The 14,340-nt window shown below is 63.1% G+C and carries 12 protein-coding genes; 9 read left to right on the forward strand and 3 right to left on the reverse strand.

Annotated features, from left to right (window positions below):
• The first annotated feature begins 4 nt into the window (after positions 1-4).
• From BJI47_RS04085 to BJI47_RS04110, 6 genes are all read left to right on the forward strand, one after another.
• On the forward strand, positions 5-721 hold the full coding sequence (locus tag BJI47_RS04085) for a hypothetical protein (protein ID WP_125458656.1): 717 nt from the start codon (positions 5-7) through the stop codon (positions 719-721).
• A gap of 17 nt (positions 722-738) precedes the next feature.
• Entirely contained in the window at positions 739-1,647 is a 909-nt protein-coding gene (locus tag BJI47_RS04090) for a glycoside hydrolase family 16 protein (protein ID WP_088942534.1), read from the forward strand.
• A 43-nt stretch (positions 1,648-1,690) separates the two neighbouring features.
• On the forward strand, positions 1,691-2,992 hold the full coding sequence (locus BJI47_RS04095) for a glycosyltransferase (RefSeq protein WP_254900367.1): 1,302 nt from the start codon (positions 1,691-1,693) through the stop codon (positions 2,990-2,992).
• The gene (locus tag BJI47_RS04100; protein WP_088942535.1) at positions 2,973-5,147 is read left to right on the forward strand and encodes a hypothetical protein; all 2,175 of its coding nucleotides are present in this window, start codon (positions 2,973-2,975) and stop codon (positions 5,145-5,147) included. Before BJI47_RS04095 ends, BJI47_RS04100 begins: the two co-directional genes overlap by 20 nt.
• 220 nt (positions 5,148-5,367) lie before the next feature.
• Complete coding sequence (locus BJI47_RS04105; protein WP_088942536.1) at positions 5,368-6,228, forward strand: glycosyltransferase family 2 protein; 861 nt, start codon at positions 5,368-5,370, stop codon at positions 6,226-6,228.
• Positions 6,225-7,190, forward strand: a complete 966-nt coding sequence (locus BJI47_RS04110) for a glycosyltransferase family 2 protein (protein WP_088942537.1) — start codon at positions 6,225-6,227, stop codon at positions 7,188-7,190. Before BJI47_RS04105 ends, BJI47_RS04110 begins: the two co-directional genes overlap by 4 nt.
• Here the strand turns inward: BJI47_RS04110 and BJI47_RS04115 are convergent.
• The gene (locus tag BJI47_RS04115) at positions 7,187-9,601 is read right to left on the reverse strand and encodes a beta-mannosidase (RefSeq protein WP_254900368.1); all 2,415 of its coding nucleotides are present in this window, start codon (positions 9,599-9,601) and stop codon (positions 7,187-7,189) included. The two genes, BJI47_RS04110 and BJI47_RS04115, sit on opposite strands and share 4 nt — an antisense overlap.
• Positions 9,602-9,616: 15 nt before the next feature.
• Entirely contained in the window at positions 9,617-10,648 is a 1,032-nt protein-coding gene (locus BJI47_RS04120) for a DUF1839 family protein (protein ID WP_254900369.1), read from the reverse strand.
• Positions 10,649-10,999: 351 nt separating this feature from the next.
• On the opposite strand from BJI47_RS04120, the gene BJI47_RS04125 reads away from it, so the two are divergent.
• Positions 11,000-11,944: an endonuclease/exonuclease/phosphatase family protein gene (locus BJI47_RS04125; protein ID WP_088942575.1), complete on the forward strand. Its 945-nt coding sequence runs from the start codon at positions 11,000-11,002 to the stop codon at positions 11,942-11,944.
• A gap of 1 nt (position 11,945) precedes the next feature.
• On the opposite strand, the gene BJI47_RS04130 is transcribed toward BJI47_RS04125, so the two are convergent.
• Positions 11,946-13,292: an Hsp70 family protein gene (locus tag BJI47_RS04130; RefSeq protein ID WP_254900370.1), complete on the reverse strand. Its 1,347-nt coding sequence runs from the start codon at positions 13,290-13,292 to the stop codon at positions 11,946-11,948.
• A gap of 147 nt (positions 13,293-13,439) precedes the next feature.
• On the opposite strand from BJI47_RS04130, the gene BJI47_RS04135 reads away from it, so the two are divergent.
• Positions 13,440-13,943, forward strand: a complete 504-nt coding sequence (locus BJI47_RS04135; RefSeq protein WP_088942538.1) for a low molecular weight phosphatase family protein — start codon at positions 13,440-13,442, stop codon at positions 13,941-13,943.
• Positions 13,944-14,069: 126 nt separating this feature from the next.
• The gene (locus BJI47_RS04140; protein ID WP_088942539.1) at positions 14,070-14,291 is read left to right on the forward strand and encodes a hypothetical protein; all 222 of its coding nucleotides are present in this window, start codon (positions 14,070-14,072) and stop codon (positions 14,289-14,291) included.
• The last annotated feature ends 49 nt before the right edge of the window (positions 14,292-14,340 follow it).

Below are 14,340 nucleotides of genomic sequence, written 5' to 3' on the forward strand. Positions count from 1 at the left end.
CACCATGAGTACTCAACTTCGACAAGCCCGCGCAGCGCTGCAGGGCAAGCCGACGACGGGCCCCGACGCATCGTTGTGGGCCAGGATCGGCTACTGGGCCGGCTTGGCAGTGCTGCAGATTCTTCTCGTCGAGTTCGTCGTTGCCGCGTCCTGGCGCGGGCTCTACAGCTACCGCACCAACTTCGTCAGTGAACTCGGTGTCGCGTTCTGCGGGCCGACCGGCAATTGGCCGTGCAGCTCGCTGTATCCGTTGTTCAACGTGTCCATCACGCTGTTCGGTCTCTCCCTCGTCGTCGCCGCGACGGCGTGGATGGTCACCGGCGTCGTCGACGTTCGCGGCGGCGTTCTCCTGTGCGTGGCCGGGTTCGGCGGCATTGTCGCCGGAGTTGTGAACCAGGGCATGAACTATGGCGTGCACTCGTTCGGCGCGACCGTCTTCTTCGTCGTGGGAAGCCTTGGGTTGATCGTCGCTGGAGGTCACCGCTCGCTCCGCCGCACCATCGCTATCATCGTGACGACTCTCGGCGGGATCGGACTCACCGCGACGTTGTTGTACATCGGCGGTCACAGTGTCGGAATCGGGATCGGCGCGGTCGAGCGAATCGTCGTCTATTCCATCCTTGCCGGAACAGTGATATTGGCGGTAGCGCATCGCTCGACGGCTCGCCGCATGAAGATCGTGGCCTCCGCTGCCACCGCGAATCCAGTCGGACGTCGATGACGCAAAAGGTAGACCCGATGACCGTCGAGGTTTCCCGGCTCCCCTCTCCGGGCTCGATTCCACCGAAGAAGAGAAACAAGCTCTGGTCTCGGCTGCTGAGCGCTGCGGTAGTTGCGGCAACGGTCGCAGTGTCGGGCACGGTCGCATATCGAGAGTTGTGGGTGCAGCCGAGCGAGGACAAAGAAGGATCCGACGCGAGCGGAAACGGCAGCGAGTTCACCGTCTACGACGAGTTCGACGCCGCGCGGGGTAGCGCTCTCGACTCGAGCAAATGGACTTACGACACCGGCCGAACCGGGTGGGGAAACAACGAGAAACAGGACTACACCGACTCCACGGACAACTCGACTCAGGACGGATCGGGCAACCTCGACATCTCCGCCCTGGACACGGCCGGCGGATACACCTCGGCGCGGGTGACGACGAAGGACAAATTCGAATTCACCTACGGCCGCGTCGAAGCTCGCATCAAAATGCCTGCGGGCCAAGGGCTCCATCCGGCGTTCTGGCTTCTGGGCACCGACATCGATTCCGTCGGATGGCCGATCTCCGGCGAAATCGACGTGATCGAGACGCTCAATGCCGCCGACAACTATCACTCCGGCATCCATGCCCCGCAAGCCGACAGCGTGAACAGCCAGAAGGCGGGCACGTCGGGAATTCCGATCGAGCCGCTGTCCGAGGACTTTCACACCTACTGGGTCGAACGGTCGCCGAACAAGGTCGTCACAGGCATGGACGAGACCGTTCTCTCCACGATCACTCCCGCCGATCTGACCGGCGGTAACGAATACTGGGTGTTCGACAAGCCGTTCTATCTCCTGTTCAACGTTGCGGTCGCAGGGGACTGGCCGGGACCGACCACTGCCCAGACGAAGTTCCCCGCCACGATGTCCATCGACTGGGTTCGTTACCGAACCGACTGAAGCTCTTCGGCACCACCATGGCTGTATCGAAAGGATCTCCCCCGTGTTGAACCCCGCGCTCGAAAGATTGCAGTCACCGGAATGGGACGGCGCACTCTGGATCGGCGACGTCGACATCGAGCACGAGATGCCCGAGTCCCTGTCCCTGTCCCTGTCGGACGCGGAGGGGTATTCACGTGCACGGCTTCTCGTTCGGCACGGCATGGATCCGATGGGCTTCGTCGAACTTCCGATCGTGGACGGCTGCGTCCGCGTCGACACTCTCATCGAGCGGGTGCGCAAACTCGACGTCGTCGATCCCGGAGAATCTCCCGCCGTCGCGTCTGCGTTGTATCCGCTCACGCCTGCCGTCTCCGTCGTGATCTGCACGCGCGATCGGATCGATCATCTACGCGGGGCGTTGGCCTCGGTGCTGGCGGTGGACTACCAGGACTTCGAGGTCGTCGTCGTCGACAATGCGTCGCCGACGAACGCCACCGTCGATTACGTTCGATCACTGGCAGATCCACGGGTTCGTGTGGTGTCCGAGCCCATCGCCGGGTTGTCCCGTGCACGAAATACCGGTCTGCGTGCCGCTCGAAACTCCATCGTGGCGTTCACCGACGACGACGTGGCCGTCGACTCGTTGTGGCTTCGGAGCATTGCCCGCGGATTCCGACGCGGCGATCGGGTGACGTGCGTGTCGGGGATCGTCCCGAGCGGGGAGATCCGAACTCATGCGCAGGCCTACTTCGATCGCCGCGTCGGCTGGGCCAGTTCGGTGACGCCTCGGATCTACGACCTCGCGCATCCTCCTGCGGACGTTCCACTGTTCCCGTTCCAGGTCGGTATGTACGGCACGGGCGCGAATTTCGCCGTCTCCCGCGACCGCATGTTCGATCTCGGTGGATTCGACGAAGCATTGGGCGTCGGGTCTCCGACCAATGGCGGTGAAGACCTCGACATGTTCTTCCGCGTGCTCATGTCAGGGGACCAATTGGTCTACGAGCCTGCGTCGATCGTGTGGCATCGTCATCGCGCGGATTCGGACGCGCTCGCCGTCCAGGCTCGCGGGTACGGGCTCGGGCTGGGGGCATGGTTGATGACGGTGGCGACAGATCGACGGGCTGCGACTCTCGCGGCACGCGTCGCAGTGCGAAGGCTGGGTAGCGCCGTCCGCCTGTCGGTGAAGATGAGCAAGGTCGCCTCTCCCCCGGACGATCTCGCCGCGGACCTGCCGGACGGAATAGGCCGGATGGAGCTGCTGTCCATCGCCAAAGGTCCAGGTGCATTGCGTCGGAGCCGACGCGAGGGCCGCGTCCGTACACCGTTGTCGGAGGTGAGCCGTGTCCCTGTCCTCGACTGATGCACGCGACCTCGCCCATCGACCGGCGACGTCGCCACGCCCTGACATCCGGTTCGCCGACGTAGCAGTTGTTGCCGCATTGGCGGCGTTGGTGGCGATGGCACCGCTACCCGCCTCGATTCGTGCTGCTCTTCTCGCGGTGACCGTGTTCACCGGGCCCGGATCGGCGATTCTGACGTGGATCTACATTCCGCCGCGGGCTCGACTTGCTGCCGTTCCCATCCTGAGCCTCGCTTCCTTCGTTCTCGTCACGACAGCCGCTATGTGGGGTTACCAGTGGTCACCGCGCTGGATCACCGCGATCGTAGCGTTGGCGCAACTCGGATCCTCTGCCCTCTGGTATCGCAGGAACAGTGAATGGCCGGAGGTGCGGGGGTGGCAAGACTGGGCACGGCAGAGTTTCTCCCGTCAGTCGATCCGCGGACGCGTACAGGGTGCCGCCGAGATCGTGTGGGACCGAGAATTTCTTCGCCACAACGTCGCCGGCCTTTTGCTTGCGCTTGCTGTCGTGCTGTGGCTGCCTGCCCTGCCGGGGCTCGAGAGCGCCGGCTACTCACAGTTCGGGCTACTGTCCGCCGGCACCGGTCCTGTCCTGGTCATCTGCATGGCCTTGGTAGTCGTCGCTTTCCTGACGGCGGTTCGCCGTCATCAGCTGCGTATCGCTGTTGCTGCTATCGGCGTGGCCATTCTCGTACAGCGCGTGACGGTCACGCTCGTGACCGATGCTCCGGTGTACGAGTGGACGTACAAGCACGTCGCCGTCACCGAATACATTCTGGCGTTCGGGGCGTTGCCGCCCAACGGGATCGACATCTACGCGCAGTGGCCTGGCTTCTTCGTGGTCACGGCGTGGTTCGCTGAGGTCAGCAACCTTGGGATCCTCTCCCTCGCGCACGTTTTCGCACCGATGATTCACATCCTGACTGCGGTATTCGTTTATTCGCTCGCCCGGGTTCTCAAGGCTCGGCGGCGCGTTGCGATCACCGCGGCGATGATCGCGGAATTGGTGAACTGGGTCGGCCAGGACTACTACGCTCCACAGGCACTCGGTTTCGTTCTGGCCGTGGGCTTTCTGGTGCTACTGCTCGCGTCGACGCAACTGCGGGTTACAGGGTTCCTTGCCATCATCCCGTTCGCAGCGTTGGTACCCACGCACCAACTGACGCCGTACTGGCTGTTCGCAGTCACCGGCGTCCTGCTCGTCACGCGGCGAGCCAAACCGTGGTGGCTCATGTTTCCGCTGGCGATCATTCTTCTGGGGTATCTCTATCCCCGGTTGTCGATCGTTGCGCCGTACGGGCTGCTGTCCGGTTTCGATCCGGTGGAGAACGCAGCGAGCAACGTTCAGGCGCCGGGAATCCTGGGCAAGCAGGTGACCTCCCTGGTGTGCCGTGCCTTGTCGGCGGGTGTCTTCGCGCTGGCGATGGCATCGATCGTCTACGCCTGGCGAACCAAGAAAACGTTCTGGGCGCCGATGGTCATGGCCTTCGGCTCGATCGCTCTGCTCGCCGGGCAGAGCTACGGTGGCGAAGCGATCTTCCGGGTGTACTTGTACGCCATTCCCGGCTGTGCGTTGCTGATCGCCCCGATGTTGCTCGCCGCCCTGGATATGGAGCCGTCGGCGGCTCGTTCCACTATGGGCAAAGTAGGCGCCCGTGCCGCGTTGGCAGCTGCGGCTCTGGGGACCGTCGGCGCAGCGACCTTCGGGTTGCAGGGGTACTTCGGCTTGTGGCCGTTGATCATCGAGAATCGTGCGCAGGTCGACCAAACGCGGGACCTGGTCGCGCAGGCGCCCGCGGGCTCGACGTTCACCCTGCTCTATCCCGCCGGCTACCCGATCAGGTCGACGGCAAAGTACGTCGAGCAGGCCGAGGCGAACGAGCTGTTCGACGCGCCCCTGAACTATTACGGCCCCGAATACATGCTCGAGTTCCCGACGGCCGAGCAACTCGAAGCCTTCGACTGGGACGCGTCGCAGCGCGACACGCCGTCGTACGTAATTTTGACCCGCCAGTCGCTCGAGTCGATGAAGTACTACGGATTCATGCAGGAAGGTGCTGCGGAGACGTTCGAGCGTTGGTTGAGGTCGAATCCTGCCTGGTCGGTGCGGTCGCAGGATGCCGACACCATCGTCTTCGAGCGGCAAGTCCCTTAAACATTCAATTGGTATGATGAAGGTCTCACAAACAGCACGTCAGATTGTTTATGCGTGGCTTGACAATCCCAAAGCATATTTTAAGCTATATCCAGGTCGAAACAGAATGTCGCGCGTTCAGATAACAGGGCGCGCACTTCTACAGTCTGCGGGATCCGCCGGGGGTCGCGCCGCAGATGTTCCGAGCCTAGGTCGGTCACCTCACTAATATCTTTTTGGAATGGGAATGAAATCCATGAACCCGCGCATCAGTATCGTCATCCCCACTCTCAACGAGGCTGCAAATTTGCGCCACGTTCTGCCCCTGCTGTCACAAAATTACGAACTCATCTTGGTCGACGGCGGTTCCGTCGACGGGACCATCGATGCCGCTCGTGAGATTCGCGGAGACATCCGCATCATCAAGCAGACACGCAAGGGCAAGGGCAACGCTCTCGCGTGCGGGTTCGAGGCCGCAACCGGCGACATCATCGTGATGTTCGACGCCGACGGCTCGGCCAACGCCGACGAGATTCCACGCTTCGTCGATGCGCTTCTCGCCGGAGCCGATTTCGCGAAGGGCTCGCGCTTCACCGCCGGCGGCGGAAGCCACGACATCACTCCCCTGCGTCGCGCGGGTAACGGTGGCCTGCATCTCGTCGCGAACACGCTCTTCGGAACCAAGTTCTCCGATTTGTGCTACGGCTACAACGCATTCTGGCGCGATCTGGTTCCGGTGCTGGACTTGCCGGCACTCGAGCAGGAGCACGCCGAGGGCGAGATGCTCTGGGGCGACGGCTTCGAGATCGAGACCATCATCAATTGCCGTTTCGCCGAAGCCGACGTTCGGATTCAGGAAGTGCCGAGCATCGAGTTGGCTCGGATCTACGGCCAGTCCAACCTCCGCACGTTCTCCGACGGTTTCCGCGTACTCCGCACACTGTTCACCGAGCGCTTGCGTGCACGTCGGCTGGCCAAGCAGTCCATCCCGCGTCCGAGCCGCAGCACCAACGATGCGCGTACCGACATGGACCTCGAGTTCGAAGCGTTCGAGGCCTTCGAAGAAATGAATTCGATTCCGCTGCACAAGAAATCGGCGTGAGCGAGCTCACCTCGTCGGTCGTCGTCTGCGCTTACACGCTCGATCGCTGGGACGACCTCAGTGCGGCAGTCGATGCGGTGTTGGGCCAGTCCACGCCTGCGACGGAACTACTCGTCGTCATCGACCACAACGAGAGGTTGTTCGAGCGCGCGAGGGACGAATTTCTGCCGCGCAGCTCGGCCGTAACAGTCGTCGAGAATTCGCATCCGCGTGGCTTGTCCGGGGCCCGCAACACTTCGTTGGACCTCGCGATGGGTGACATCGTGGTGTTCCTCGACGATGACGCAGCACCACGTTCGACCGAGTGGATCGCCTCTATTTCGGCTCACTACGCAGACCCCACGGTGTATGCCGTGGGCGGGTCCGCGCACCCGGTCTGGCCCAGTTCACGTCCCGCTTTTCTACCGACCGAGGTCGCGGGAGAACCGGGTGAGCTGGATTGGATCGTGGGCTGTACTTACCGGGGCCAGCCCACGACGACTTCGACGGTTCGCAACCTCATGGGCGCCAACATGTCTTTCCGTCGCGCGCCGATCGTGGAGCTCGGCGGTTTCATCTCCGGGATCGGCCGCATCGGGCGTATTCCGTTGGGCTGCGAGGAGACCGAACTGTGCATCAGGCTCCGTCAGACTCACCCCGAAGCGCAGATCCTCTTCGACCCGTCGATCGCCGTCGACCACAATGTGAGTGCCGATCGTACGCGGCCCCGTTATCTCCTCTCGCGCAGCTATGCCGAGGGAGTTTCCAAAGCTGCCATCGCGCGTCTCATCGGCCCCGGAGACGCCTTGTCTTCCGAGCGTTCGTACACGGCCAAAATTCTGCCGCGTGCAGTCGGACGTGAAACTGCTGCGGCGGCACGGGGAAACCCGGTTCGCCTGTGGGGCGCCCTCGCTGTCGTCACCAGTCTCGGTGCAGCTGGATTCGGTTATGCGCGTGGACGATTGAGCCGTATTTCCGGTTAACGGATCTGCGCCCGCTTCACCGAATTGAGCGCGCGCACATGCCCTGCCGGCTTCGGTCCCCCGCCAGTCAGTGTCACAGTTCGGCTCGCCCCCGCGGCGAGGTGGAACCACGAGTCGCTGGTATCGAATCCGCCGACGTCGACACACACGTACTGTGCGGCCCAGTTCGTCGACACGGTCAGCGACCACCGACCTGGCTCCACTGGTTCGACCCGGGCGGACAGTCCTACATCGTTTTGTCGAACGTGGACGTCACCGATGAGGTGAGTTGCCTCGGCGACTCGAATGCCGGCAAGGTCTTCCAGCTCCACGACCACCGCGGCGTACGTCTGGGTACCGAATCGATATGCATGGTTGACGTCGGCGAACGTTCCGATGACCCGATCGAGCGCAAGCTTCGCCGAACTGTGTCCCGCAAGTTCGATGGACTGCTCGTAGGGCTCGCCGATTCGGCCCGTCGTACCGTGCAGCGACACCCGAAGAGTTCCCAGCAATGGCTCAGCCGTGTCGTCGACCAGCTCGATGCTCAGACCGTCGAGACCATCGTCTACGAGGAACACCGCGATCGGGCTGCTGACACGCGTCAGGCTGTACCACGGCGCCTTCGGGTCTCCTGCGGAGTCGATCAGTCCCCAACCGGCTCCCGGAACCAGGTCACGGAGTGTCAGCACCAATGCGCCGCTGCACTCGGATTCAGTTCTGCGCCAATGCGAATAGGATGCCGTTACCGCTTCACACACGGCCGCGCGTCCATAGTCGAGATATAGTTCGGCATCGGTTCGACGGACCAGGTGAGGGTCGACTGCGAAGATGGTTCGAACGTAGTGATCACGGACATCCTCGAAGTCCCAGGACGATCCACGGTCGCGTGGCACCGCAGACTTCCAGTCGGGATGATGGCCGGCAACGTTGGCGGAGCCGAACATTCGATCCACCGCTCGTCGCTCCGGCGGGATCGAGAACGCCAGGCATTCGGCAGCGAAACGTACACGCGCCGTGCGTACGTCGGTGATCGGCCGCAGATAGCCTCCGACACCGAAGTAGTGCGCGATTCCGTCACCGATGTGGGTGTGCAGTTCACCGGACGTCGACGACGGACTGGAGGTGACGTAGGCGGTGCCGGCGAGGCAGTTCTCGAGGATCTCGGGAACCACACTGTCCAGCAATGGCATTTGTTGATCGGCAGCCGAGATCCCCAGCATCGTGGGCTGTTGCTGCGTCTCACTGCCACCACTGACGACGGCCAACGCCGGGTTGCCCCCAACGATCGCGAACAGTGCTTCGAGTTCGCGTTCGACGACCTCCACGAACTCATGATCCTGCGGCGGATCGGTGGTGGCGAACATAAAATCCTGCCAAACCAAGATGCCCAATTCGCCACAGAGGGACCAGAATTGACGCTGTTCGTACATCAGCGTTCCGACAATGCGGATCATGTTCAGTCCCGCGTCGCGTATACGCAGTAACTCCGTGCGCATTACTTCTTCCTCGACCCACAGTCGTGTCGGATCGAGAGGAGTCCAACAACCGCCGCGAGCAAAAACCCGAACACCGTTGACGCTCAGTTCCACCGATCGTCCGTGCCGAAGCAGCTCGGTTCGACGAAAACCGACCATTGCACTGTGCACACGATCTTCGTCGACGGTCACGGACACGGGGTACTGGACCGGCTCACCGTGTGTATGCGGCCACCAGAAGCTGACATCCGGGATGGTCACGGACACATCGAAATCTGCGGAGTCGACGGCGTAGGAGAACCGATGCTCACCGATGTCGAGGGTTACCGCCGACACCGTCTCGTCGAGATCTGCACGGACTCGCAGCACCCCGTTCGCCCCGTCGACCGTGGTGTGGAGCCGGCAGTTTCGCGCACGGGATCGTGGCCGTAGCGTCACCGGGCGCCACAGGCCGATCGGGGCAGGAACCGGTCCGTAGACGGGGGCGCGGCCGAGCAGGGTGGTGCGTTCGTGTCGCAGGCCTTGCTTGTCCACCAGCGAGGATCGCCACCGTCCTCGAGGCTTTCTACTGCCGAGGACGACGTCCATCGACTCGACACGCACCGCTATCTCGACGACGGAGATACCGGCCGGAAGGTCGAGGGTCGTCGGTACGAACATGGATCGGACCTGGGCAGCCTCCGCGCCGTCGACCCAGATCGTTGCCCGCGTCGCGATGCCCTCGAACGTCAGGGTCGTAGCGATACCGCTGGGTACGGACACAGAGGTGGTGAACCACCAGTCGGACGCGTCGAGATCGGGCCGGTCCACCACCGAGGCGACGGTGCCCGGCACGAGAGCAACACACCACTCGGCGTCCTTGTCGAGCTCACCTGGATGCAGACACGATCCCGGTGCCGTTGCAGTCAGGTGCCACTCGGCGCCATCCAGAAAGTCCTCGAGATCTCTGCTCACCCAGTTATCTTCCACTCACAGAGCGAGCGAGAGGACATCCATCGCTGCACTCCAGCTCGCGGTCATCTCCGCGAGTGGCTCTTCGAGCGATACCGCGCGCCCTCGCGCGGCGCGGGCCATGCGGAACTGAACGGCTTTCGCGCCCTGAGCCACCTGCAGAAAATGAGGCACAGCCGCGCCGATACCGTCCACACCCCTGGCCTCGAGATACCCGCAGAGGTCTGCGGCGAGCTCGGCGCTTGCGCCGCACTGGCGGAGCAAACCGAACGACCACAGATGGAATGCGTCGGGGCCGGACCGCTGGACCAGTGGGATATCGGCGATGACGCGTCGGGCAAGGGCGTCGACGGGGTTACTCGACGGCCTCCGCGCGAAGTGCGCACGCGCAAGGTCGAGGTCGCGGTCGTCTACACCACTCGCAATGGTGTTGCGGCCGAGGTCGATCTGCTCGACGTACGGAAGAAGGACCTCGGGATGCGGAGTGGGGACGAGATTGAAAACGCCGTCGAAATCTGCGCCGGAAAGCTCGAAGTAACCGCGGTTGTGGAAATAGCCGAGCACTTTCTCGGTCTCGTCCAGCGAGTTCGGAACGATCGTGGTCTTGGTGTGATTGTTGCGGTAACTGGTGCCCGAGGTGTCGGGCAACCAGAAACCGTCGACCTCCACGGTGACGAGCACACCGTCCTCGAGCCCCTCACGGATGTGCTCGAGGACGGAACGCCACACGTTCATCTCGTGCACGTCTATGCCGTAGAGCGTGCGGAGGTCCTCGGATTGCATCTTGACGAAGTCCCACTGCCGACCGTCGCAGCCGGCGCTCAACACGAACGCCAACGCTGGAACCGGATCGGCGCCCAGCGAATGGAGGAGTTCGATCCACAGATCGACATAGCAGTTGGTTTCGGTCCATACCCGATCGTGGGAGTGGATGGAATGCGTCTCGTACGTCGAGGGGTCAAGGCTCAGCAGGCGCAGCGCTGCTGCAGCATTGCCGTCCGACGCGACCGCGTCGGTATACCCAGGGATGACCGAACTGTCTGACGCCACTGTGCCTCCTGCCGGATGACAAGCTCAGGGCCCGAAGTCGAATTGCCCATTTTGCCTGGATCGAGGGCTCAATACTAAACAATCGGTCTGTTTAGCGTCCAATCGAAGACTGTACAATTATTTGAGGCGCTGAAGCTGGCGGTTGGCCTGATCGACAAGTCGTGACACAACGGGTTGTCGGAACCGGTCGCAATCACAGAGCGAGCAGTCGCTTCCCTTGCGGTAATGCTGATGCGCGGTCCGCTGATGACGACACTTGCATACCGCGTCCGAGCTGGTCATAACCGTGAGTCTAGTCAATATTTCACTCAACTTTTGCCGCGTGCGGCTCATAAAACCGGAGGCACCACAGTGCGACGCGTCTTACGTGGGACGGCGCTTGCAATTGCGTGGTCGATCCTGGTTTTCACCATCGCGATGCTGGCCGTTCGCCAACTGGGTGTGACGCAGATCACGCTAGTGGCGCTCGTGGTCGGAGCCCCCTACTTCGCGGTGATCGCCGCCGTGGCAGCGATCCTTTTCGCCGTGACGCGCTCACGCGTCGGTCTGGTCACCGCAGTGACGCTCGCGATCCTCCTCGTCGGCATCCAGATCCCCCGGTTCATCGCAGACAACGCGACCGCCACCGGGCAGGACATCACCGTCCTGACGGTCAATGTCGCGCATGGTGATGCCGATGCCGCAGCGATCGTCGACGAGATCCGTACGAGCGATGCCGATCTTCTCGCCGTGCAAGAACTCACCCCCGCCGAGGTCGACGATCTCACCCGGGCCGGGATCGCCGATGTGCTGCCCTACAGCTTCACCGCCGCTCTCCCGGTCTCGGACGGCACCGGCTTGTGGAGCAAGACTCCTCTCACCGACGGCACTCGACTGTCCGACTTCGGTTTCGTACCGGTTCAGGCGAATACCGTCATCGGGAGCGTCGCGGTGACCGTGGTTGCGTTTCACGCCATGTCGCCTGCAACACCTCTCCACGCCGTGCAGTGGGCCGAGGACCTGGACCGGATGCGCGCCTTGATGGAGTCCTACCCGGGAACTGTGCTGATAGCTGGGGACTTCAACGCCACGGGCGATCACCGACAGTTCCGCGATCTGGCAAGCGCGGGCTTCGTCGACGCCGCCGGACGGGCGGGATCAGGATTGTTCCGCACTTTCCCCTCGAACCGTCCGCTGGCACAGCTCGACCACGTGGTCACGAGCGACACGGTCGACGCGCTCGAGGTGCATCCCGTACCGATCCCCGATTCCGACCACCTCGCGGTGTCCGCGCGACTTCGACTGCCGGGCGCGTGAACTAGAACCGCGGCAGCTCGAACACCGGCGGCGGAGGTAGCTGAAACTGTGGAAGCTTCAAGCCCGGCAGACCCGGGATCAGAGGCGGCGGCTCCGGTGGCGGTGCCGGAGCCGGAGCGGGCGTCGGGTCCTCGTATTGCGGCGCCTCGTAGGTCTCGACCGGTTCCGGCGCCGGAACCACCGGCTGGGGCGTCGGCCGGGGCACCATGGTCGTGGACGGTGCGGGGCGTGTAGTCGACGGCATGGTCGTCGTAGGTTCGACGTTGTCCGTGGGCGCACTTGTCGAGTTGTCGGAATTGCCGTACCCGAGAGTGAGACCGAGGGCGGCGATGAGTCCCAACCCGCCCGCCACGAGCGCCGCGCCACGAACCTTTCGGGTGGACGTTGCAGGTTTGTCTACCGGCTCCGGGCTCAGCCACTCGGGGGCACCGGAGAGCGCCAACGACGACGCGGCCTCGGTGGCCAGGTTCTCCACCGGCGTCGCGAGCAGGGCGGCTCCCTTGGCTGCGACCGACTCGGGATCACCAGGCGTCACCACTGGCAGTCCGGTCCACGACCCGATGATGGTCTCGACCAACGGAATGCGAGCGCCACCGCCGATCAGGAACACGGCATCGACGTACTGCGGTGATCGAGTCAGCACATCCCGAAGCAACCGTGCCGAGTACTCGATAGGGACCGTGACGAGCGCCTCGAACGCCTCACGGGAGATGAGGATGACGCCGCTGTCACCCGGAAGGCAGACTGCGCCGTTGACGGACAGTTGCTCCTTCGCGATACGGCACCGGCTGGTGAACTCGGCGATACCGAGTGCTGGAGGTGGCTCTGCACCGCGCCTGGCGAGTTGGTTGTCGCAGATGAGTCGATCGAAATCGTCACCGCTGATGTCGGTGGTCCGTTCGGCCAGCAGCACGTCGCCGGTCGCGCGATCGATCACGCTGATGGTCAGACCCGAGCTGCCCAGGTCGTATAGCCCGATAGTGCCGAAGTTGCCCAGCTCGCCGGAGGCTTCCAGATAGGCCAGAGCTGCTCTGGCCTCGGGGACGAGCCGGTAGTTGTAGAGACGTTGGTTCGCCATCGCTTGCTGAATCTCACCGAACTGCTGCTGATCGCGGTAGGCGACGCCGGTCGCCTCGACTTCGGGGCATCCGTTGCGCTGCGAGAGGACCACACCGATCGACTCGGCGGCTACATCTTCCGCGCAGTCCTGCCAGTAGGCATCGACCGTGTCACTGAAGAAGTCGAGCCCTTGACTGTCTGCTTGCTCGCCTGCCGAGTACAGCCGCAAGTCGGGACGAGCCATCCGGACGGCGCTCGACCCCACCGAAACACCGAGAACCTCAGTCATGACCTGCCTTACTTGGATGCGCACGTATCGAGCGCACGCCACTGGGACTCGCCACAGAAAGAGATATGACTATCCACTTTCGGTGCCCCACTCGGCAATACTGTAGCGCGGCCGTTGCTCGATGGCGATCGCCGTAACGTAGACCCCGTGCATATCCTCTTCGTTTGTACAGGCAACATCTGCCGCTCCCCTACCGCCGAACGTCTGGCTCTGGCGTACGCCGCCGAAGGCGGGTTGGCGTTGACCGCCTCCAGTGCCGGGACCCACGGCTTGACCGGTCACCCCATGGACCAACCCGCTGCCACCGTCTTGCGCCAACTGGGCGGAGACGACGAGGGCTTCGTCGCGCGACGCATCTCCCCTCGCATGGTGGAGGAAGCGGACCTGATCCTGACCATGACGAGCCGTCACCGCGACGCAGTGCTGGGCATCGCGCCGCGCAGGCTGCGCCGGACGTTCACGTTGCTCGAGGCTGCAGAACTCGCGCGGTCTTCCGGAGCCACCTCCCTCGACCAGATCGCCGACGCCCGAGCAAAACACTCGGTATCGACCTTGGACATCGAGGATCCGTACAAGCGGGCGCACGAGATGTACGAGGAAATCGGACAGCAAATAGCCGATACTCTGCCCGAAATACTTCGGTTGATATGACTCGCGGTCCGTTTGTATCCCACTCGGGCGGTTGGCTTGACCACGGGATACGCGTTAACGGTCAAACGTACGGTCCGGTATCTTTCGGGTAGGAAATTTGCCATCACATGATGCAAGATGTGACTCATGCCGATGTATCAGGTCAGAACCGAGGACGAAGTACTCGCCGAAGCCGAGCTTGCGACCGACAGCAAAGCGATGACATGGGCTGTCCGCATGACGACCGTGCACCGTAAGGTGCTCCGCGGGCGGCGATGGCAGGGCCACCGACTCGTGGGCGGCGTATGGGAGCACCGATTCGGCGGAGGCCGCCGTACCGCAGCACGCGGCGATGCCGCTGCCGGCTGAGCGTCACTCACTCTTTCTGCGGTAGCGTTCGCAGGTCATTTCCGCGGTA

The organism is Rhodococcus sp. 1168, assembly GCF_002091955.1.
Lineage (GTDB): Bacteria > Actinomycetota > Actinomycetes > Mycobacteriales > Mycobacteriaceae > Rhodococcoides.